Here is a 21,335-nt window from a genome sequence, read left to right as displayed (position 1 = left end):
CACATGACCGACACCCTGCGCCACTATATCGGCGGCGAACGCGTCGCCGCCGACGCCCCGGCCGAGAGCCTGAACCCGTCCAACACCAACGACGTCGTCGCCAAGGTGCCGATGGGCGGCCAGGCCGAGGTCGACGCCGCCGTCGACGCGGCCAAGCAAGCCTTCCCCTCGTGGTCGGAAGCCTCGCCGGAAGTCCGCTCGGACCTGCTGGACAAGGTCGGCTCGACCATCATCGCCCGCAGCGCCGACATCGGCCGCCTGCTGGCCCGTGAGGAAGGCAAGACCGTCGCCGAGGGCATCGGCGAGACCGTCCGCGCCGGCCGCATCTTCAAGTACTTCGCCGGTGAGGCGCTGCGCCGTCACGGCCAGAACCTTGAATCGACCCGTCCGGGCGTTGAGGTCCAAACCTATCGCCAAGCGGTTGGCGTCTTCGCCCTGGTCACCCCCTGGAACTTCCCGATCGCCATCCCGGCCTGGAAGGCCGCGCCCGCGCTGGCCTTCGGCAACACCGTGGTGATCAAGCCGGCCGGCCCGACGCCCGCCACCGCCAACGTCCTGGCTGACATCTTCCAGGAAAGCGGCGCTCCGGCCGGCGTGTTCAACATGCTGTTCGGCCGCGGCTCGATGGGCGACGCCCTGATCAAGCACAAGGACGTCGACGGCGTCTCGTTCACCGGCTCGCAGGGCGTGGGCGCGCAGGTCGCCGCCGCCGCCGTGGCCCGCCAGGCCCGCGTGCAGCTGGAGATGGGCGGCAAGAACCCGCTGATCATCCTGGACGACGCCGATCTGGACCGCGCCGTCGCCATCGCCCTGGACGGCTCGTTCTTCGCCACCGGCCAGCGCTGCACCGCCAGCTCGCGCCTGATCGTCCAGGACGGCATCCACGACAAGTTCGTCGCCCTGCTGGCCGAGAAGGTCGCTGCCCTGCGCGTCGGCGATGCGCTGGATCCGAACACCCAGATCGGCCCGGCCGTCTCCGAAGACCAGATGGAGACGAGCTACAAATATATCGACATCGCCAAGGGCGAAGGCGGCCGCTTGGTCACCGGCGGCGATCGTTTGAAGCTGGAAAATCCGGGCTGGTACGTGCAGCCGACCCTGATCGCCGACACCCAAGCCGGCATGCGGATCAACAACGAGGAGGTCTTTGGCCCTGTCGCCTCGACCATCCGCGTCGGGTCCTACGAAGAGGCCCTGGAGATCGCCAACGGCGTCGAGTTCGGCCTGTCGGCCGGCATCGCCACCAGCTCGCTGAAATATGCGCGCCACTTCCAGCGCCACGCCAAGGCCGGCATGACCATGGTCAACCTGGCCACGGCCGGCGTCGACTACCATGTCCCGTTCGGCGGCACGAAGAGCAGCTCGTACGGCGCGCGTGAGCAAGGCTTCGCGGCGGTCGAGTTCTTTACCCAGACCAAAACCTCGTACTCGTGGTCGTGAGCCGAATGACGTCAGCCATCTATCCCAGCCTGCAGGGCAAGCGCGTCGTCGTCACCGGCGGCGGCAGCGGCATCGGCGCGGGCCTGACCACCGGCTTCGCCCGCCAGGGCGCCGAAGTGATCTTCCTCGACATCGCCGATGAAGACGCCAAGGCCCTGGAAGCCGAGCTGGCCGGTTCGGCTATCCCGCCGGTCTACAAGCGCTGCGACCTGACCAATCTGGACGAGGTCAAGGCCGTGTTCGCGGCCATCGGCGACGTCGACGTGCTGGTCAACAACGCCGGCAACGACGACCGCCACAGCTTGGGCGACGTGACCCCGGCCTATTGGGACGAGCGGATCAACGTCAATCTGCGCCACATGCTGTTCTGCACCCAGGCCGTCGCGCCGGGCATGAAGGCGCGCGGCGGCGGGGCGGTGATCAACTTCGGTTCGATCAGCTGGCACCTGGGTCTGGAAGACCTGGTCCTCTACGAAACCGCCAAGGCCGGCATCGAGGGCATGACCCGGGCGCTGGCCCGCGAGCTGGGACCCAACGACATCCGCGTCACCTGCGTGGTGCCCGGCAACGTCAAGACCAAGCGCCAGGAGAAGTGGTACACGCCGGAAGGCGAGGCCGAGATCGTCAAGGCGCAATGCCTGAAGGGCCGCATCCTGCCAGAGAACGTCGCCTCGCTGGTGCTGTTCCTGGCCTCGGACGACGCTGCGCTCTGCACCGGCCACGAATACTGGATCGACGCCGGCTGGCGTTAGGACCTGAAAACTGTCATCCCGGCCAAGCGCGAAGCGCGCCGAGCCGGGACCACGGCCAGCGCTGAGCATCCGGAGGTCCCGGCTCTCCGCTACGCTACGGCCGGGATGACAGAGGAACAATGATATGACCGCTCAAGTCACCTGCGTCTGGGATCTGAAGGCCACGCTAGGCGAAGGCCCCATCTGGCATGACCGCGCCCTGTGGTTCGTGGACATCAAGGGCCACAAGATCCACCGCTACGAGCCGACCCGCGGTGACGCGCACGTGTTCAACGTTCCCGAGCCGGCGACCTTCCTGGCGCCCATCGCCAATACCCCCCACCTGCTGGTCGGTCTGAAGTCGGGTCTCTACCGCTTCCATCCCGCCCTGGGGCTGCAGCTGCTGACCCAGGTCGAGGACCCGGCGCTGGACAACCGCACCAACGACGCCACCGTCGACTTCCACGGCCGCCTGTGGTTCGGCACCATGCACGATGGCGAGACCGAAAAGACCGGCTCGCTCTACCGCATGGACGCCGAAGGCCTGGCGCGGATGGACAAGGGCGTCTGCATCACCAACGGCCCATGCATCTCGCCGGACGGCAAGACCTTCTACCACACCGACACCCTGGAAAAGACCATCTGGGCCTATGACCTGTCGCTGACGGGCATGCTGTCGAACAAGCGTGTCTTCGTGCGGCTGTCGATCGACGACGTCTATCCGGACGGCTCGGTGGTCGACAGCGAAGGCCATCTGTGGACGGCCCTGTGGGGTGGCGGCGCGGTCATCCGCATCTCGCCCGCCGGCGAGGTCGTGCACCGCGTCGAACTGCCGGCCCCCAACGTCACCAAGGTCGCCTTCGGCGGCCCTGACCTCAAGACCCTTTACATCACCACCGCCCGCAAGGGCCTGAGCGACGAAACCCTGGCCCAGTATCCGCTGGCCGGCGGTCTGTTCGCCGTTCCGGTCCACGTCGCCGGCCAGCCCCAATACGAGGTCCGCCTTGCCTGATCGCACGCCCCGCCGGTTCCGGTCCCGCGATTGGTTCGATAATCCCGACCATATCGACATGACCGCGCTCTATCTGGAGCGCTTCATGAACTACGGGATCACGCCGGAGGAGCTGCGCAGCGGCAAGCCGATCATCGGCATCGCCCAGACCGGCAGCGACATCTCGCCCTGCAACCGCATCCACCTGGATCTGGTGTCGCGGGTGCGGGACGGGATCCGCGACGCCGGGGGCATCCCCATGGAGTTTCCGGTCCACCCGATCTTCGAGAACTGCCGTCGCCCGACGGCGGCGCTGGACCGGAACCTCTCCTATCTGGGTCTCGTCGAGACCCTGCACGGCTATCCGATCGACGCCGTGATTCTGACCACCGGCTGCGACAAGACCACCCCGGCCGGCATCATGGCCGCCACCACGGTCAACATCCCGGCCATGGTGCTGTCGGGCGGCCCGATGCTGGACGGCTGGCACGACGGCGAGCTGGTCGGCTCGGGCACCGTGATCTGGCGCTCGCGCCGCAAGCTGGCGGCCGGCGAGATCGACGAGGCCGAGTTCATCGAGCGCGCGGCGTCTTCCGCCCCCTCGGCCGGCCACTGCAACACCATGGGCACGGCCTCGACCATGAACGCCGTCGCCGAAGCCCTGGGCCTGTCGCTGACCGGCTGCGCGGCGATCCCCGCCCCCTATCGCGAGCGCGGCCAGATGGCCTATCGCACGGGCCAGCGGATCGTCGACCTGGCCTATGAGGACATCAAGCCCAAGGACATTCTCACGAAGAAGGCCTTCGAGAACGCCATCGCCCTGGTGGCGGCGGCGGGCGGCTCGACCAACGCCCAGCCGCACATCGCGGCCATGGCCCGTCACGCCGGCCTCGAAGTCACCGCCGACGACTGGCGCGCGGCCTATGACATCCCGCTGATCGTCAACATGCAGCCGGCCGGCAAGTATCTGGGCGAGCGCTTCCACCGGGCCGGCGGCGCGCCCGCCGTGCTGTGGGAACTGCTGCAGCAGGGCCGCCTGCATGGCGACGTGCTGACCGTCACCGGCAAGACCATGGCCGAGAACCTGGAAGGCCGCGAGACGTCCGACCGCGAGGTGATCTTCCCCTACGACCAGCCGCTGACTGAAAAGGCCGGCTTCCTGGTGCTGAAGGGCAACCTGTTCGACTTCGCGATCATGAAGGCCAGCGTCATCGGCGCCGACTTCCGCGAGCGTTACCTGTCGCAGCCGGGCCAGGAAGGCGTGTTCGAGGCCCGGGCCATCGTGTTCGACGGCTCGGACGACTACCACCACCGGATCAACGACCCGGCGCTGAACATCGACGAGAGCTGCATCCTGGTGATCCGCGGCGCCGGTCCGATCGGCTGGCCGGGCTCGGCCGAGGTCGTCAACATGCAGCCGCCGGATCACCTGCTGAAGAAGGGGATCATGTCCCTGCCGACGCTGGGCGACGGCCGTCAGTCGGGCACCGCCGACAGCCCCTCGATCCTCAACGCCTCGCCGGAAAGCGCCGTCGGCGGCGGCCTGTCGTGGCTGCGCACCGGCGACGTCATCCGCATCGACATCAACACCGGCCGCTGCGACGCCCTGGTGGACGAGGCGACGATCGCCCAGCGCAAGCAGGAAGGCATTCCCGCCGTCCCCGAGACCATGACGCCGTGGCAGGAGATCTACCGCGCTCATACCGGCCAGCTGGAAACGGGCGGCGTGCTGGAGTTCGCCGTGAAATACCAGGACCTGGCCGCCAAGCTGCCGCGACACAACCACTGACACGGCTTATCTCCCTCTGCGGGAGATCGAAGAAAGACGCCGCGGCGGCCGATGGGCCTGCCGCGGCGTTTTCGTTTTGGACCTGCAGAACCGGCCTGAGCGCTGCTCCGTGACGACGCGCGATCACAACCCTGTCACTAGAAAAGGCCTCAGGCGGAAAGCTTGACCAGCACTTGCTGTTAAGAAACAGCGCAAGATTGAGCCTTAATTCAACCCAAGATTGCTACTTATAGTAAACGCTGAAACCCGTCATGAATATCCTAAGCAATCGTTAACAAACCTGCAGTCAATTGTAAAATTCCCCCTTAGGGAGAACTCAAAATAGGTAGTACAAAGAGCGCCCCGAAGGTAATTCATCCTCAGCGCCGCCAAGATGTTAATCTTCAACCGATTGCACGATGAAAGACGCGAATCGCCCACGCTCGTGGTGCTGACGACGAGCCTGCAACTCGCGCTCGTCGTCCTGGTCTGGCTGCTGGCCCTGATCCCCGCGGCGCTCGCCGCCTTAACCGTCTTGACGATCAAAACCGTGCGCGCAGCGTTCCGTAAGGTTAGCGTCGCCAAGCCCCCTGTCGGAGGCGACAAGGCATGAGCGTCCGTTCCGCCGAAGCCGCAGATCTCGCCCCCCTGGCCCTCCTTTGGTGGCGGGGCTGGCGAGACGCGCACCTGCCGATCGTCCCGAAGGCTCTGGCGACCAGAAGCACGCTGGACAGCTTCATCGACCGCATGGCGGTAGCCATGCCGCGCATCCGCACCATGGGACCGGTCGGCGCACCGTTCGGCTTTCACCTGATCAAGGGCGACGAACTGCATCAGCTGTACGTGGCCGAAGAGTCGCGTGGCGCAGGGATCGCCGCCTTGCTGATGATCGACGCCGAGAACCGACTGCTGGAGGCGGGAGCCACTAAGTCCTGGCTGGCCTGCACGGTCGGCAACACGCGCGCCGCACGCTTCTACCAGAAGGCGGGCTGGACCCTGGCCCGAACCCAGACCTTGCCGTCCGAAATCCCAGGGGGCTGGTTCCCACTCAAGGCCTGGCGTTACGAGAAGACGCTGACCCAACGCTCAGCCTGGGCTGCGCGCGCGGAGAGCGAGCAGCTTGAAGCTCGCCTCCCCTCCCTCAGGGGATCCACCGAAGACGAGGGTCGTCAGGCGGGCGTCTATCTCACATCGGACGGCGTCCCATGGGGCCGCCGCGCCGGCGACCGCCTGGGATCACGTCAGGTCTGACGACCTCTCCTAGCCTGGCCCGCCAGCGTTGAAGTCGAACTGCTCCGCCTTGGGCTTGCCCCCGCCGAACGCGTAGCTGAAGCCGAAGAACACCGAACGCACATTGGCCGAACGCCGCGTACGGTCGCGCAGGGCGGGCGTGTCGGTGACCGAGACGTCCTGGAACCAGTCCAGCGCGTCCTGAGCGGTGACCACGAAGGACAGCTTGTCGTTGACCTTCCGGCGATAGCCCAGGTTCAGCATCTTGAACGGCTCGCGATGGCCCTGCGGCGTCAGGCGCTTGCCCGAGCTGAAGACGTTCAGCTGCACGAAGTCCTTGGACGTCGCCTGCCAGTTCAGGTTGGCGCGGCCGGCGACCGCCGTGCCAGAACGCGTGCCGGTAAAGCCCAGGTTGGCGGCGTCGATCTCGTTCCAGAACAGGTTGCCGCTGAGATTGTAGGTCAGCTTGGGCGTCAGCCGGCCGTTGGCCACCAGCTCCAGGCCGCCGCTGCGGCTCTTGCCCAGATTGGCCCGCGAGGTCAGGAACGCACCGCCGCCCAGGTCGCTGACCACGTCGGTGACGCTGTCCTTGGTGTCGCGGAAATAGGCCGTGGCCAGGTAGTAGGTCTGACCCTTGCGCATCTGCCAGCCCAGCTCGAAGCTATCGGTGATCTGCGGCTTCAGGTCCGGATTGCCCTGCCGGTAATTATAGGGGTCGATATAGACCCGATACGGATGCAGGTCCTGGGCCCCGGGGCGCTGGACGCGGCGGCTGAAATTGGCGCTCAGCGTCTGGCTTTGGCTGAGCGTGTAGCCCATGTGCAAGGTCGGATAGACCTTGAAGTACTGGTTGTCGCCGGTCACCCGGTTGGTGACGTCGTCGACCTTGATCTGCACCTGCTCGGCGCGCAGGCCGCCCTGCACCGAGAAGTCGCCGAACGGCCGCTCGTAGGTGACGTAGGCGGCGTAGACGTCCTGATCGAAGACATAGCGGTTGTTGCGCGACGGCACGGGGATCAGACCGCTGGCGCTCGGACCTTCAGCGCCGCGGTTGACGTAGTCGTTGCTGGCCACCTCGAAGTCGAAGCCGGTCTTCAGCTTGACGCTGTCGGGCATCGGCCGGGTGTAGTCGGCCTTCAGGTTGGTGCGGGTCTGCTCGACCTCCATGCCGATGCGCTCATAGAGATCCAAGCCCGGCGTGTTGCGGGTGAAGGCCTGGCTGTCGCGCGTGAAGTCGGTGATCTCGTGCTCGAGATGGGTGGTCAGGACATGGTCCGAACCGCCCTTGAACTGCCGGCGCCAGTCGGCGCTGATCGCGCCGTTGTCACGGGTCATCTCGCCCGACGTCGTGCGCAGATAGGCCCGCGAGGGCGCGCCCGCGGCGGTCAGAGCCGAATAGGTTTCGTCGACGTCGGTGTCGAAGGCGATCCGACGCAGGCGTAGTTCGCCGCTCAGGCGGTTGTTCTTGTCGACGTCGTAGTCGAACGCGCCGCGCAGGCTGGTCATGCCGCCGGAATTGTCGACGACGGCGTCCTGCTTGCTGGTCAGATAGCCCCCGCTGGCCCGATCCAGCGTGGCGCGATCGATGACCTGGGCGGCGTCCTGGGTGTCGCGACGATAGCTGGCGTCGCCGGTCAGGGTCAGCTTGCCCGCCCGACGCGTGGCGCTGATCCCGCCGTTGTGACGCCCCAGGGTGTCGACGTTGAAGCGCACCGTGCCGTTGACGCCCGGCTTCTGGGTCTTCTTGGTGATCAGGTTGATGATCCCCGCCGAGCCGTCAGGACGATAGGCGGCCGACGGATTGGTCATCACCTCGACGCGGTCGATCTGGTCGGCCGGCATCGACGACAGGGCGTCGCCCTTGCCCTCGCCCGTGAACTGGCTGGAGGGCTTGCCGTCGATCAGGATGGTGACGTTGGCGTCGCCGCGCAGGCTGACGTTGCCCTGCACGTCGACGCTGACCGAAGGCACGTTGCGCAGGGCGTCGGCCACCGAGCCCGTGCGGGCCGACAGGTCGTTGGCGACACTATAGCTGCGGCTGTCGATCGAGCTGCGCATGGCCGTGGAGTCGCTGGTGATCACCACGCCCTCGACGGCCGTCGCGGCCTCCTTGGCGGCGGGTTTCGCAGCCGGCGCAGGCGTCTGAGCTAGGCCCACGGCGGGCGGCAGGATGACCGCGGCGGCGGCCAGAAGGGCGAACTTCAGTCGCAAGAGCTTTCCCCAAAGCAATAGCGCTCGGCGGCGAGGCGCGCACCGATTGCACAAGCGTAAATCACAAGGATTTACGCGCGTAAAGACAGTTGAATTACCCCTGTTAAGCCTGGGCTTGCGGCCAAAGACAAATGTCTTTTCCGCAATGTTTGTGCGGGCTTTCGGATGGCGTCATTCACGCCACACCTCATAGACTTGGCGCGCCCCATCGCACTCGGCCCAGCTTCTGCTATCGATAGGCTCAAGCAGGGGTGAGTCCCGCGCGAGAAGAGGGTCACAGAACCCAAGCTTGCGCGCTGATACCGGTAACACTAAGGTCGCCGGCAACCAGAGACCCGGAAAGGGTCGTCAGGGCATCAATTTGGGCCGAGCGGCCCCATGGGGAGGAAACCTGTGGCTAGTGTAACCAACGCCGGGCCCAGCGCCGGCATGAGCGCCGATGGGCTGAAGGTCAACATGGCCTTCGTGTCCGCCATCGTCGCGGTCGCCACGATCGGCGGCTTCATGTTCGGCTACGACAGCGGTGTCATCAACGGCACCCAGGAAGGCCTGAACAGCGCCTTCAATCTCACCGAATTCGGCACCGGCCTGAACGTCGCCGCCATCCTGATCGGCTGCGCCATTGGCGCCTTCGCCGCCGGCCGTCTGGCCGACGTGTGGGGCCGCCGCACGGTGATGATCATCTCGGCCCTGCTGTTCGTGCTCAGCGCCATCGGCACGGGCGCGGCCCACACCTCGACGATCTTCGTCATCTTCCGCCTGATCGGCGGCCTGGGCGTCGGCGCGGCCTCGGTGCTGTGCCCCGTCTACATCTCGGAAGTCACGCCCGCCAACATCCGCGGCCGCCTGTCGTCGGTGCAGCAGATCATGATCATCACCGGCCTGACCGGCGCGTTCGTGGCCAACTACGTGCTGGCCCACACCGCCGGCAGCTCGACCGCAGAGTTCTGGCTGGGCCTGCCCGCCTGGCGCTGGATGTTCTGGATGCAGGTCATCCCGGCCGGCGTGTTCTTCTTCGCCCTGCTGACCATTCCGGAAAGCCCGCGCTACCTGGTCGCCAAGGGTAAGGACGCCGAGGCCGAAGCCGTGCTCTCGCGCCTGTTCGGGGCCGGCGCCGGCGCGGCCAAGGTCGCCGAGATCCGCGCCTCGCTGAACGCCGACCACAAGCCGAAGTTCTCGGACCTGCTGGACCCGGTCAGCAAGAAGATCCGCCCCATCCTGTGGGCCGGCCTAGTCCTGGCCATCTTCCAGCAGTTCGTCGGCATCAACATCGTCTTCTACTACGGCTCGGTGCTGTGGCAGTCGGTGGGCTTCACCGAGGACGACAGCCTGAAGATCAACATCCTGTCGGGCGCCCTGTCGATCATCGCCTGCCTGGCCTGCATGGGCCTGATCGACCGTGTCGGCCGCAAGCCCTTGCTCTTGATCGGTTCGGCCGGCATGGCCGTGACCCTGGGCGTGCTGACCTGGTGCTTCTCGACCGCCACCACGGTCAACGGCGCCCTGCAGATGGCCGACGGCGCCGGCCCGATCGCCCTGATCGCCGCCAACGCCTATGTGGTGTTCTTCAACCTCAGCTGGGGCCCGGTCATGTGGGTCATGCTGGGCGAGATGTTCCCCAACCAGATGCGCGGCTCGGCCCTGGCCGTCGCCGGCTTCGCCCAGTGGATGGCCAATTTCGCCATCTCCTTCAGCTTCCCGGCCATGGCCAAGCTGAGCCTGCCGATGACCTACGGCTTCTATGCGGCCAGCGCCGTGGTCTCGTTCTTCCTGGTCCAGAAGCTGATCCACGAGACCCGAGGCAAGGAACTGGAGGCGATGGAGGGCTGAAGCCTTTCACCGCTTCAACGATGCGACGCCCGGGAGGAGACTCCCGGGCGTTTTTCTTGGCCGGCGTTGCGCTCGCCCAAATTGTCGGACATTTCTTTTCATGTCTGGCCTTGGACACCGGTGGACAATGCAACCGCCACCTGACTAAGTTACCGGTAACAAGGTAACGGCCCCGAGGGCCGGTCTGTGGTTCGGGAGGAACACCCATGGTCGATATCAACCGTCGCGGCGCGCTCGGTTCGCTGCTCACTGGCGCGGGTCTGGCCGCCCTGCCCGCAGCTGCCGCCGAAGCCGCTCCCCAGATGGGCCTGCTGCCCGCCAAGCAGACCTCGGGCCCGACCTGGACCAAGGGCATCGAAGGCCAGCGCAAGGCCGACCTGGGCGATGGCACGTTCCTCAACCCGATCCTGGCCGGCGACCGTCCCGATCCTTCGATCCTGAAGGACGGCGACGACTACTACATGACCCACTCGTCGTTCGACGCCTATCCGGGCCTGCTGATCTGGCACTCGAAGGATCTGGTGAACTGGACGCCGGTCACCACCACGCTGAAGACCAATGTCGGCTCGATCTGGGCCCCCGAAATCTGCAAGCACAAGGGCCGCTACTACATCTACCTGCCGGCCAAGTTCCCCAACAACAACACCAGCTACGTGATCTGGGCCGACAAGATCGAGGGCCCATGGTCCGAGCCGGTCGACCTCAAGCTGCCGCGCTACATCGACCCCGGCCACATCGTCGACGAGAAGGGCGAGCGCTGGCTGTTCCTGTCGGGCGGCGACCGCATCAAGCTGACCCCGGACGGCCTGAAGACCGTGGGCGAACCCGAGCACGTCTATAATCCGTGGAAGTACCCCGACACCTGGGACGTCGAAGGCTTCTCGCCCGAAGGCCCCAAGGTCATGAAGCACGGCGAGTACTTCTACATGATCACCGCCGTAGGCGGCACGGCCGGCCCGCCGACCGGCCACATGGTCATCGCCGCCCGAGCCAAGTCCCTGGCCGGTCCGTGGGAGGATCACCCGCAAAACCCGCTGGTCCGCACCGTCGACAACAGCGAGAAGTGGTGGTCGCGCGGCCACGCCACCCTGGTCGAGGGTCCGACGCCCGGCGACTGGTGGACCGTCTATCACGGCTACGAAAACGGCTATTACACCCTGGGCCGCCAGACCCTGCTGGCCCCGGTCACCTGGACCAAGGACGGCTGGTTCGAGATCGGCGGCGGCGATCTGTCCAAGCCCATCCCCAAGCCCAAGGGCGGCAAGGCCGGCCCGCACGGCATGGCGCTGTCGGACGACTTCTCGACCGACAAGTACGGCGTGCAGTGGAACTTCTTCGATCCCAAGCCGGGCGAGCACCAGCGCCTCACCCGCGCCAATGGCGTGCTGACCCTGAAGGGTTCGGGCGAGGCGCCGTCCAGCGGTTCGCCGCTGATCTTCGTCAACGGCGACCAGGCCTATGAGTTCGAGTGCGAGATCGAGATCGATCCGGACACCCGCGCCGGCCTGATCCTGTTCTACGATCGCCAGCTCTATTGCGGCCTGGGCTTCGACGCGAAGAACTTCGTCACCCACCAATACGGCATCGAGCGCGGCCGTCCGGCCAATCCGCACGGCGCCAGGATGCTGATGAAGGTGATCAACACCCGCCACATCGTCAGCTTCCACACCAGCAGCGACGGTGGGAAAACCTGGAAGCGCTTCGACCGCGGCATGGAAGTCTCGGGCTACCACCACAATGTCCGTGGCGGCTTCATGATGCTCAAGCCCGGCCTCTACGCCGCCGGCAAGGGCTCGGCCCGGTTCAAGAACTTCAAGTACCGGGCGCTGGACTGATCCCCACACACCGATCTCCCCGGCGAAAGCCGGGGCCCAGGTGAAACCCACGAACCTTTCTGGATGAATCTGGGTCCCGGCTTTCGCCGGGGAAACGGAAATTGAGATGCTGAAAGCCGTCCTGGCAGCCGCCGCCCTCCTGGCCTTCCCGACGATCACGGCCGCGCAGGAGCCCTTTTTCAAAGCCCCCAAGGTCGTCCTCGTCGGCGACTCCACGACCGCCGTCGGCAGCGGTTGGGGCGGCAGTTTCTGTTCCAAGCACGTGACCTCCAACGTCGCCTGCGTGAACCTGGGCCGCGGCGGACGCTCGACCCGCACCTATCGCGAGGAAGGCTCCTGGGCCCTGGCCCTGAAGGAGATGTCGTCGGGCGGCTTCGCCAAGACCTGGGTGTTGATCCAGCTGGGCCACAACGACCAGCCGGGCCGCCCCGAGCGTTCGACGGATCTGGCGACCGAGTTCCCGGCCAACCTCAGGCGCTTCGTCGAGGAGACCCGCGCGACCGGCGCCCAACCGGTGCTGGTCACCCCGCTGATCCGCCGGCAGTTCCACAACGGCCAAGTTCATGACGACCTCGCCCCCTGGGCCGACGCCATCCGCAAGGTCGCGGCCGAAACCCAAACCCCGCTGGTCGACCTGCACCAGCTGTCCAAGGACGCCGTCCAGGCCATGGGTCCGGTCGCGGCTCTGCGCTTTGGCGAAATCCCGCCGCCGACCGACATCGCCGAGGCGGCCAAGTCCGGCACGACGACCGGCGCGATGTTCTACGAGCCCGCCATTCCCGGGGCCGTGGTCCCGCCGCGCCCGCCGGCCCAGCCGCCTGGCCCGCCCAGCGCCATGGCCGAGTTCAAGCCGGTGTTCGACTACACCCATGTCGGCCCCGAAGGCGCGGACTACTTCTCGACGATGATCGCCAAGGCGCTGGCGCAGGCGGTTCCGGAGCTGGGCAGAAACCTGCTGCCCTAGGGTCGCTCCACGCCTATATCCGGGGTCTCGCCAGCTAGAGTATCCCGCGTGACTGATCACACCCTCGCCGCCAACCGCGCCCAGATGGATTCGCCCTCATACCGGCTGGCGGCGCAGGATCAGGACTTCCTGCTCGGCGACTCGATGCGCGGCGTCCGGTTCCTGCTGGAGTTCGCCAAGGCCGACGAGGCCCTGCGGCGCTGGGGCGTGCGCTCGACCGTCGTGGTGTTCGGCAGCGCCCGCGTGCGCGAGGATGGCCCGGGCCGCCAAGCCGACTGGTACGCGCAGGCCCGCCAGCTGGGTCAGATCGTTTCCGAGCGCGGCGGCGCCAAGCTGGAGAACGGCGAGCACGTCCGCGACAACGTCATCGCCACCGGCGGCGGCCCCGGCGTGATGGAGGCCGCCAACCGCGGCGCCTTCGACGCGGGCGCGCCGTCGATCGGCTTCAACATCACCCTGCCGCACGAGCAGACGCCCAATCCGTACAGCACGCCGGACCTGACCTTCCGGTTCCACTACTTCGCCATGCGCAAGATGCACCTGGCGATGCGGGCCAACGCGCTGGTGGTGTTCCCCGGCGGCTTCGGCACCTTCGACGAGCTGTTCGAGATCCTGACCCTGCGCCAGACCGACAAGGCGCCGCCGATCCCGATCGTGCTGTTCGACGAGGCCTATTGGCGGTCGGTCATCAATTTCGAGGCCCTGGCCGAGCACGGCATGATCGCGCCCGCCGACCTGGAGCTGCTGCGCTTCGCCGACGACGCCGAAAGCACATGGGCCGAGTTGGTTCGCGGCGGACTGCCGGTCCCTGACGGCCTCTGACGCCGCGCCCGCAGGTCTCTTGAGTCCTAGGCCGCCTGACCAACCTTCGCCACCATCGTCGGGGTGATCAGCTGGGCGGCGTTCACGCGGTCGCCGCCGGGGGCCAGGATCTCGAGGTGCACGTGGTCGGTGATGCCGCGATAGTGGTCCTGCAGGCTGGCCACCGTGCCGATCGACTGGCCCAGACGCACCGTCTGCCCGACCTCGACGCCCGGGTTCACATAGAAGGCGCGGGCGGCGTAGCCCAAGGCCGGGTTGGTGATCTCGACGAACTTCAGCGCGGTGTCGCCGGCATAGGCGAAGCCGATCTTGGTGACGTAGCCCGACATCGGCGCGCGGACGGCCTGACCCGCCTGGGCCACGTAGTCGACGCCCTCGTGGGCGCGGGTCCCGCCATCGCGGCGGGCGCCGAACTCACCGTCGCCGAAGGCGTCGTGGCCCCGCGGCGCCGCGCCGGTCGGATTGGCGAAATCGGGCGCGCCGTCGCCGTCGATGTCGGCGCCCTTCCAGACCAGCTCCATCAGCGGCGGCTTGGGCGTCTCGGCCTTGATGTCGGCCAGCAGCCTGACGATGGCCGGCATTTTCACCTGCCGCGACACCGGCCGCTCCATGGCGGCCACCAGCATCGGGGCGAAGACCGTCGCGAGACCCAGCGCGCAGCGAACCGCAGGCGCGCTGGTCTTCACGGTGAATGACGTCATCAAGGGACTTTCCGTCTCGTGTGGAAGCCCCCCACGCGTGACTGAAGTCGTATCTAAGGGTTAACAGCGGCTGGGGAAATGCCCGCCCCATGCGACCGACCGTCGCGCCAAACCCACACTTAAGCTATGAAATCGTTGATATATTCCGACAACCCGACTTAGCCCAGCAGGTGACGGACGGTCGAGCGCAGAACCGCGGCCAGGGCCTGGCGGTCCAGGTTCGGGTGATTGACCCCACGCATCAGCAGGCCATCGAAGATCATGCCCACGACCTCGCAGCGGGCGTTGAACTCGGCCTCGCTCCATTCAGGCTTTCGGTCGCGCTCCATCATGCCCCGGGCCAAGGCGCGCTCCTGCTCGTCGGCGGCGCGGACGATGGCGGCGACCTTGGGATTGCGGGCGGCTTCGGCGACCACCTCGATGGCCAGGGCTGCGCGGCGCGGGTCGAAGCACTTGTCGATGCCGTCGGGCAGATGCTCCTCGATGGAGTCCAGCAGCGTGCCCGGGCGGCTCTCCATCTCGGCGAACTTGTCGCGCATCTCGGCCAGGTCCTGGGCGACGATGGCGGCGATGATCGCTTCCTTGTTCTCGAAGTAGCGATAGATCTGGCCGACGCTCAGGCCGGCGGCCTTGGCGATGTCGGCCATGCTGGCCCCATGGAAACCGGACTGACGCACGCGCTCGCAAGCCGCGTCGAGGATCTGCTGACGGCGCGATTCTGGCGACGGACGGGCCGAATGGGTCTCGTCAGTCATTGAAAAACCTGATCGACATTACATTTCCGTTAGGTCAGCGAAAGCTGGACGCTGGGGAGGTTGACTTGCGTCAACACCGATCCTTTGTCCAGCCCGCTTGAGAATGAACGTTCATTCTCAGATTGTTCATCATGCCGGCTTCGTCAAGAGCAATCGCTCGCGAGGCCCACGCATCCGGGGTTAAACATGCACTTTCAACGCACCGCCGTGACGACGGCCGTGGGGCTTGCCGCCATCGCGCTCACTCTGTCGGCCTGCGGCAAGAAAGACGCCGGCGGCGCGGGCATGGGCATGGGTGGCCCGGTCGAGGTCGGCTATGTCGTCGCTCAGGCTCAGCCGGTCGGCCTGACCGCCGAGCTGTCGGGACGCACATCGGCCTTCCTGGTCTCGGAAGTCCGCCCGCAGGTGGGCGGCGTGATCAAGTCGCGCCTGTTCGAGGAAGGCTCGTACGTCCGCGCCGGCCAGCCGCTGTACCAGATCGATCCGGCCACGTTCCAGGCCGCCTACAACAGCGCAGCCGCCAACCTGGCCCAGGCGCAAGCCACTGCGACCAGCGCCAAGCTGAAGGCCGACCGCTTCAAGGGCCTGGTCGACAGCGGCGCGGTGTCCAAGCAGGACAATGACGACGCCCAGGCCGCAGCCCTGCAGACGGCCGCCGCCGTCGCCGTGCAGCGCGCAGCCCTGGACAACGCCCGCATCAACCTGAACTGGACCAAGGTCGCCGCGCCGATCTCGGGCCGCATCGGCAAGAGCGCGGTCACGCCGGGCGCCCTGGTCACCGCCGGCCAGACCACCGCCCTGGCCACCATCCAGGACATGTCGAAGATCTATGTCGACCTGACCCGGACCTCGGCCGAGCTGCTGAAGCTCAAGCAACAGTTCGCCAGCGGCAAGGTCGGCAAGACCAACACCGCCCAGGTGAACCTGGTGCTGGAAGACGGCTCGACCTATCCGACGCCGGGCACGCTGGAGTTCTCGGACATCACCGTCGACGCCGGCACCGGCTCGGTCGGCCTGCGCGCCGTGTTCCAGAACCCGAACGGCACGCTGCTGCCGGGCATGTATGTCCGCGCCACGCTCAGCCAGGGCGTCGCCGCCAGCGGCATCCTGATCCCGCAGGCCGGCGTCCAGCGCGACCCGAAGGGCAACGCCATGGTCAGCCTCGTCGGCGCCAAGGGCGCCGAGATGCGTCCAGTGACCCTGGGTCAGACGGTCGGCGACAAGTGGCTGGTCACCAGCGGCCTGACCGCCGGCGACAAGGTCATTACCGAAGGCCTGATGAAGCTGCGCCCCGGCGCGCAGATCAAGGCCGTCCCCGCGGGCTCCAAGCCCGCCGCCCCTGCTGCTCAAGCCCAACACTAAGGCGGGCCCAAGATGCTCTCGCGCTTCTTCATCGACAGACCCATCTTCGCATGGGTCATCGCCATCGTGATCATGCTAGCCGGGGCGCTCGCCATCCGGACCCTGCCGATCGCGCAATATCCTGAGATCGCCCTGCCCCAGGTGTCGGTCGCCGCCATCTACCCGGGCGCCTCCGCCAAGACGGTGGAAGACAGCGTCACCCAGGTCATCGAACAGAAGATGAAGGGCCTGGACGGCCTGGAATACATGTCGTCGACCAGCGACAGCTCCGGGGCGGCCACGATCACCCTGACCTTCAAGGCCGGGACCGACATCGACATCGCCCAGGTGCAGGTCCAGAACAAGCTGCAGACGGCCACCGCGCTGCTGCCGCAGGAAGTGCAGCAACAGGGCCTGACGGTCGCCAAGTCGGCCCGTAACTTCATGATGGTCGTGGGCCTCTATTCCGAGGATCCGAAGACCACCAACACCGACCTGGCCGACTATCTGGCCTCGAACATCCAGGACCCGTTGAGCCGCGTCGACGGCGTGGGCGACATCCAGCTGTTCGGCGCCCAGTACGCCATGCGCATCTGGCTGGACCCGCAGAAGCTGGCCGGCTTCAGCCTGACCCCGGCCGACGTCGCCGCCGCCATCCGCGCCCAGAACGCCCAGGTCTCGGCCGGCCAGCTGGGCGGCACGCCCAACCTGCCGGGCACGGGCCTCAACGCCACGATCACCGCCCAGTCGCGCCTGCAGACCCCCGAGCAGTTCCGCAACATCATCGTCAAGAACAGCACGGGCGGCGCCACCGTCCGCCTCAGCGACGTGGCCCGCGTCGAACTCGGCGCCGAGAACTATGGCTCGCTGGCCAAGTTCAACGGCCACCAGGCTTCGGGCATCGCCATCCGTCTGGCCCCCGGCGCGAACGCGCTGGACACCGCCAAGGCGGTCAAGGAGCGGATGTCGCAGCTCGAGAAGTCGTTCCCGAACGGCTACAAGTACGTCGTGCCGTATGACTCGACCCCGTTCGTCGAGCTGTCGATCCACGAAGTGATCAAGACGCTGATCGAGGCCATCATCCTCGTCTTCATCGTCATGTACCTGTTCCTGCAGAACTGGCGCGCGACGCTGATCCCGACGATCGCCGTCCCCGTCGTCCTGCTCGGCACCTTCGGCGTGCTGGCGCTGTTCGGCTATTCCATCAACACGCTCACCATGTTCGGCCTGGTGCTGGCCATCGGCCTGCTGGTCGATGACGCCATCGTCGTGGTCGAGAACGTCGAGCGGGTGATGTCCGAAGAGGGCCTGTCGCCCAAGGAAGCCACTCGCAAGTCGATGAACGAGATCACCGGCGCCCTGATCGGCATCGCGCTGGTGCTGTCGGCGGTGTTCGTGCCGATGGCCTTCTTCGGCGGCTCGCAAGGTGTGATCTACCGCCAGTTCTCGATCACCATCGTCTCGGCCATGGCCCTGTCGGTGCTGGTCGCCCTGGTGCTGACGCCGGCCCTCTGCGCCACCATGCTCAAGCCCGTCGAAGCCGGTCACCACGACGACAAGAAGGGCTTCTTCGGCTGGTTCAACCGCAGCTTCAACGACATGTCGACGCGCTACCAGGGTTCCGTCCGCGGCATCCTGGGCAAGAGCGGCCGCTGGATGGCGATCTACGCCGCTATCCTGGTGGCCATGGGCCTGCTGTTCATCCGCCTGCCCAGCGCCTTCCTGCCGGAAGAAGACCAGGGGATCATGATGACCCTGGTGCAGCTGCCCGCCGGCGCGACCGAGGAAAAGACCCAAGCCGTCCTGACCCAGGTCCGCGACTACTATCTGAAGAACGAGAAGGACGCCGTGCAGTCGGTCTTCACCATCTCGGGCTTCAGCTTCGCCGGCGCGGGCCAGAACGCCGGCATGGCCTTCACCCGCCTGAAGGACTTCGACGAGCGCAAGGCCGCCAACCTCAAGGCTCCGGCCGTCGCCGGCCGGGCCATGGGCGCCTTCTCGCAGATCCGCAACGCCATGGTCTTCCCGATCATCCCGCCGGCCGTGCCGGAACTGGGCACCTCGTCGGGCTTCGACTTCCAGCTGCAGGACGTCGGCGGCGTCGGTCACGAAGCCCTGGTCAACGCCCGTAACATGATGCTGGGCATGGCCGGTCAGGATCCGAACCTGGCGGGCGTGCGCCCGAACGGTCAGGAAGACACCCCGCAGCTGCAGATTGAGGTCGACCAGGCCAAGGCCGGCGCCATGGGCCTGACCACCGCCGACATCAACAGCGCGCTTAGCGCCGCCTGGGGTGGTTCATACGTCAACGACTTCATCGACCGCGGTCGCGTGAAGAAGGTCTACATGCAGGCTGACGCCCAGTTCCGCATGACGCCGGAAGACCTTAACCGCTGGTACGTCCGCAACAGCAGCGGCCAGATGGTGCCCTTCCCGGCCTTCGCGACCGCGGACTGGACCTTCGGCTCGCCGCGCCTGGAACGCTACAACGGCGTCTCGTCGATCAACCTGCAAGGCTCCCCGGCGCCGGGCAAGAGCTCGGGTCAGGCGATCGCGGCGATGGAGGCCCTGGCCGCCAAGCTGCCGCCTGGCATCGGCTTCGAATGGACCGGCCTGTCGGCCCAGGAACAGGAGTCCGGCAACCAGGCGCCCGCCCTGTACGGCATCTCGATCCTGGTGGTGTTCCTGCTGCTGGCCGCCCTCTATGAGAGCTGGTCGATCCCGCTGGCCGTCATCATGGTGGTGCCGCTGGGCATCGTCGGCGCCCTGCTGGCCACCTTCGCCCGCGGTCTCAGCAACGACATCTACTTCCAGGTCGGCCTGCTGACGACCATGGGCCTGGCCGCCAAGAACGCCATCCTGATCGTCGAATTCGCCAAGGATCTGTACGAGAAGGGCATGGGCCTGACCGAAGCCACGCTGGAAGCGGTTCGTCTGCGCCTGCGTCCGATCATCATGACCTCGCTGGCCTTCGTCTTCGGCGTGCTGCCGCTGGCGATCTCCAACGGGGCCGGCTCCGGCGCCCAGCACGCGATCGGCACCGGCGTGATCGGCGGCATGATCTCGGCCACCCTCCTGGCGATCTTCTTCGTCCCGCTGTTCTTCGTGGTCGTCGAGAAGATCTTCAAACCCAAGCACCCCGGCCACGACAAGGCCGTCGCCGAGCACGGCGGCGACGTCCCGGCCTCCGAGGCTCACCAATGATGCTGCGCAACCTCTCCCTGGCCCTGATCGCCTCCACGGCGGTCGGCGCCTGCACCATGGCCCCGCGCTACGAGCGGCCCGCCATGCCGGTGGCCCAGACCTGGTCCACGCCGGCGCCCGAGCCCACGGGCTCGGTGTCGGCCGCCGACCTCGACTGGCGCCAGGTCCTGCTCGACCCGCGTCTGCAAGGCGTGGTCGACCTGGCCCTGCAGCAGAACCGCGACCTGCGCGTGGCGGTGCTGAACATCGAGAAGGCCCGCGCCCAGTACGGCATTCAGCGCGCGGCCCTGCTGCCGGCGGTGAACGGCGTGCTCTCCGAGCAGCGCATCCACCAGCCGGCCGCCGGCTCGCAGTTCGGCGTCGGGATCGACACCACGATCTACAGCGCCAATCTGGGCGTCAGCGCCTATGAACTGGACCTGTTCGGCCGCGTCCGCAGCCTCAGCGCCGCGGCGCTGCAGAGCTTCTTCGCGACCGAGGAGAACAGCCGCGCGGCCCGGATCTCGCTGATCTCGGAAACCGCGACGGCCTGGCTGACCCTGGCCGCCGACCAGGACCGCCTGGCGCTGGCCAAGGACACCCTGGCGACCCGCGAGGAGTCGCTGCGCCTGGTTCAGCAGCAGGTCGACGGCGGCGTCGGTTCACGTCTGGACCTGCGCAACGCCCAGACCTTGGCCGAGACCGCCCGTGGCGACGTGGCGACCTACACCGCCCAGGTGGCCCAGGACCGCAACGCCCTGACCCTGCTGGCCGGGACCGAGGTGCCGGTGAACCTGCTGCCGCCGAACGGTCTTGGCGGCGCGGCCGAGACGACAATCCTGGCCGACCTGCCGGCCGGTCTTCCGTCGGACGTGCTGCTGCGTCGTCCCGACGTGCTGGCCGCCGAGCACCAGCTGCAAGGCGCCAACGCCAATATCGGCGCGGCGCGAGCGGCGTTCTTCCCGCGCATCAGCCTGACCGGACAGTACGGCACGACGAACAACCAGCTGTCGGGCCTGTTCGACGCCGGCACCAAGGCCTGGAGCTTCTCGCCCCAGATCAGCCTGCCGATCTTCGCGGGCGGCGCCAACATCGCCAACCTGAAGGGCGCCAAGGCCGATCGCGACATCGCCGTGGCCACCTACGAGAAGGCGGTCCAGACAGCCTTCCGCGAGGTGTCGGACGCCCTGTCGGTGCGCGCCACGGTCACCGACCGCCTGGCTTCGCAGGAACGCCTGGTCGAGGCCGCGTCCGACAGCCAGCGCCTGTCGCTGCAACGTCGCGACGCCGGCCTGGACAGCGCCCTGACCCAGCTGGACAGCCAGCGCACGCTGTACACGGCCCAGCAGGGCCTGATCACCGTGCGCCTGGCCCGGGCCGCCAACCTCGTTTCGCTCTACAAGACCCTCGGCGGCGGCGCGCCCGCCGCCTGACGGTCTTTCCACCCCTTCCCCGGCTTCGGCCGGGGGAGTTCACGGCCATCACTCCCCCCGATGGCCGCGAACCGGAAGGGGCGCCTCCTTCCCCCCACCC

At 67.0% G+C, this 21,335-nt stretch carries 16 protein-coding genes; 13 read left to right on the top strand and 3 right to left on the bottom strand.

Annotated elements, in window-relative coordinates; translation table 11 throughout:
- Positions 1-3: 3 nt before the first annotated feature.
- The 6 genes from E1H18_RS17545 to E1H18_RS17520 all read left to right on the top strand — a co-directional run bounded on the left by E1H18_RS17545 (position 4) and on the right by E1H18_RS17520 (position 6,181).
- Positions 4-1,440, top strand: coding sequence for an aldehyde dehydrogenase family protein (locus E1H18_RS17545; protein ID WP_172270830.1), 1,437 nt, complete (start codon positions 4-6; stop codon positions 1,438-1,440).
- A gap of 5 nt (positions 1,441-1,445) precedes the next feature.
- A complete protein-coding gene (xylB, locus tag E1H18_RS17540; RefSeq protein WP_172270828.1) occupies positions 1,446-2,192 on the top strand; it encodes a D-xylose 1-dehydrogenase in 747 nt (248 codons plus the stop codon).
- A 124-nt stretch (positions 2,193-2,316) separates the two neighbouring features.
- Complete coding sequence (locus E1H18_RS17535) at positions 2,317-3,183, top strand: SMP-30/gluconolactonase/LRE family protein (RefSeq protein WP_172270826.1); 867 nt, start codon at positions 2,317-2,319, stop codon at positions 3,181-3,183.
- On the top strand, positions 3,176-4,951 hold the full coding sequence (gene xylD, locus E1H18_RS17530) for a xylonate dehydratase XylD (protein WP_172270824.1): 1,776 nt from the start codon (positions 3,176-3,178) through the stop codon (positions 4,949-4,951). Before E1H18_RS17535 ends, xylD begins: the two co-directional genes overlap by 8 nt.
- 373 nt (positions 4,952-5,324) lie before the next feature.
- Positions 5,325-5,543 (top strand): hypothetical protein, encoded by a 219-nt coding sequence (locus tag E1H18_RS17525; protein ID WP_172270822.1) that lies wholly within the window; start codon positions 5,325-5,327, stop codon positions 5,541-5,543.
- On the top strand, positions 5,540-6,181 hold the full coding sequence (locus E1H18_RS17520) for an N-acetyltransferase (protein WP_172270820.1): 642 nt from the start codon (positions 5,540-5,542) through the stop codon (positions 6,179-6,181). Before E1H18_RS17525 ends, E1H18_RS17520 begins: the two co-directional genes overlap by 4 nt.
- 9 nt (positions 6,182-6,190) lie before the next feature.
- On the opposite strand, the gene E1H18_RS17515 is transcribed toward E1H18_RS17520, so the two are convergent.
- The gene (locus tag E1H18_RS17515; RefSeq protein WP_172270818.1) at positions 6,191-8,371 is read right to left on the bottom strand and encodes an outer membrane beta-barrel family protein; all 2,181 of its coding nucleotides are present in this window, start codon (positions 8,369-8,371) and stop codon (positions 6,191-6,193) included.
- A 393-nt stretch (positions 8,372-8,764) separates the two neighbouring features.
- Between E1H18_RS17515 and E1H18_RS17510 the strand changes: the two genes are divergently transcribed.
- The 4 genes from E1H18_RS17510 to E1H18_RS17495 all read left to right on the top strand — a co-directional run bounded on the left by E1H18_RS17510 (position 8,765) and on the right by E1H18_RS17495 (position 13,822).
- Entirely contained in the window at positions 8,765-10,201 is a 1,437-nt protein-coding gene (locus tag E1H18_RS17510) for a sugar porter family MFS transporter (RefSeq protein WP_172270816.1), read from the top strand.
- A gap of 206 nt (positions 10,202-10,407) precedes the next feature.
- The gene (locus tag E1H18_RS17505; protein ID WP_172270814.1) at positions 10,408-12,036 is read left to right on the top strand and encodes a family 43 glycosylhydrolase; all 1,629 of its coding nucleotides are present in this window, start codon (positions 10,408-10,410) and stop codon (positions 12,034-12,036) included.
- Between the two features lie 106 nt (positions 12,037-12,142).
- Complete coding sequence (locus tag E1H18_RS17500) at positions 12,143-13,000, top strand: rhamnogalacturonan acetylesterase (RefSeq protein ID WP_172270812.1); 858 nt, start codon at positions 12,143-12,145, stop codon at positions 12,998-13,000.
- Positions 13,001-13,084: 84 nt separating this feature from the next.
- Positions 13,085-13,822, top strand: a complete 738-nt coding sequence (locus E1H18_RS17495) for a TIGR00730 family Rossman fold protein (RefSeq protein ID WP_172271224.1) — start codon at positions 13,085-13,087, stop codon at positions 13,820-13,822.
- A gap of 26 nt (positions 13,823-13,848) precedes the next feature.
- On the opposite strand, the gene E1H18_RS17490 is transcribed toward E1H18_RS17495, so the two are convergent.
- Complete coding sequence (locus E1H18_RS17490; protein WP_172270810.1) at positions 13,849-14,523, bottom strand: M23 family metallopeptidase; 675 nt, start codon at positions 14,521-14,523, stop codon at positions 13,849-13,851.
- A gap of 158 nt (positions 14,524-14,681) precedes the next feature.
- A complete protein-coding gene (locus tag E1H18_RS17485; protein ID WP_172270808.1) occupies positions 14,682-15,278 on the bottom strand; it encodes a TetR/AcrR family transcriptional regulator in 597 nt (198 codons plus the stop codon).
- A gap of 186 nt (positions 15,279-15,464) precedes the next feature.
- Between E1H18_RS17485 and E1H18_RS17480 the strand changes: the two genes are divergently transcribed.
- Genes E1H18_RS17480 through E1H18_RS17470 form a run of 3 tightly spaced genes read left to right on the top strand, consistent with a single transcriptional unit; the run spans position 15,465 to position 21,235 of the window.
- A complete protein-coding gene (locus tag E1H18_RS17480) occupies positions 15,465-16,640 on the top strand; it encodes an efflux RND transporter periplasmic adaptor subunit (protein ID WP_172270806.1) in 1,176 nt (391 codons plus the stop codon).
- Positions 16,641-16,652: 12 nt separating this feature from the next.
- Positions 16,653-19,823 (top strand): efflux RND transporter permease subunit, encoded by a 3,171-nt coding sequence (locus E1H18_RS17475; protein ID WP_172270804.1) that lies wholly within the window; start codon positions 16,653-16,655, stop codon positions 19,821-19,823.
- Complete coding sequence (locus E1H18_RS17470) at positions 19,823-21,235, top strand: efflux transporter outer membrane subunit (RefSeq protein WP_172271222.1); 1,413 nt, start codon at positions 19,823-19,825, stop codon at positions 21,233-21,235. Before E1H18_RS17475 ends, E1H18_RS17470 begins: the two co-directional genes overlap by 1 nt.
- Positions 21,236-21,335: the final 100 nt, after the last annotated feature.

The organism is Caulobacter sp. RHG1, from assembly GCF_013181195.1.
GTDB lineage: Bacteria > Pseudomonadota > Alphaproteobacteria > Caulobacterales > Caulobacteraceae > Caulobacter.
Note: the sequence above shows the minus strand (reverse complement) of the source record. Positions and strands in the feature narration are given on the sequence as shown.

What these genes read in the sequence shown, in the direction of transcription:
- E1H18_RS17500 (WP_172270812.1), top strand. Translation starts at nt 12,143, where the DNA reads ATGCTGAAAGCCGTCCTGGCAGCCGCCGCCCTCCTGGCCTTCCCGACG.
- E1H18_RS17525 (WP_172270822.1), top strand. Translation starts at nt 5,325, where the DNA reads ATGTTAATCTTCAACCGATTGCACGATGAAAGACGCGAATCGCCCACG.
- E1H18_RS17490 (WP_172270810.1), bottom strand. Translation starts at nt 14,523, where the DNA reads ATGACGTCATTCACCGTGAAGACCAGCGCGCCTGCGGTTCGCTGCGCG.
- E1H18_RS17535 (WP_172270826.1), top strand. Translation starts at nt 2,317, where the DNA reads ATGACCGCTCAAGTCACCTGCGTCTGGGATCTGAAGGCCACGCTAGGC.
- E1H18_RS17470 (WP_172271222.1), top strand. Translation starts at nt 19,823, where the DNA reads ATGCTGCGCAACCTCTCCCTGGCCCTGATCGCCTCCACGGCGGTCGGC.
- E1H18_RS17485 (WP_172270808.1), bottom strand. Translation starts at nt 15,278, where the DNA reads ATGACTGACGAGACCCATTCGGCCCGTCCGTCGCCAGAATCGCGCCGT.
- E1H18_RS17495 (WP_172271224.1), top strand. Translation starts at nt 13,085, where the DNA reads ATGGATTCGCCCTCATACCGGCTGGCGGCGCAGGATCAGGACTTCCTG.
- E1H18_RS17520 (WP_172270820.1), top strand. Translation starts at nt 5,540, where the DNA reads ATGAGCGTCCGTTCCGCCGAAGCCGCAGATCTCGCCCCCCTGGCCCTC.
- E1H18_RS17480 (WP_172270806.1), top strand. Translation starts at nt 15,465, where the DNA reads ATGCACTTTCAACGCACCGCCGTGACGACGGCCGTGGGGCTTGCCGCC.
- xylB (WP_172270828.1), top strand. Translation starts at nt 1,446, where the DNA reads ATGACGTCAGCCATCTATCCCAGCCTGCAGGGCAAGCGCGTCGTCGTC.
- E1H18_RS17475 (WP_172270804.1), top strand. Translation starts at nt 16,653, where the DNA reads ATGCTCTCGCGCTTCTTCATCGACAGACCCATCTTCGCATGGGTCATC.
- E1H18_RS17505 (WP_172270814.1), top strand. Translation starts at nt 10,408, where the DNA reads ATGGTCGATATCAACCGTCGCGGCGCGCTCGGTTCGCTGCTCACTGGC.
- E1H18_RS17545 (WP_172270830.1), top strand. Translation starts at nt 4, where the DNA reads ATGACCGACACCCTGCGCCACTATATCGGCGGCGAACGCGTCGCCGCC.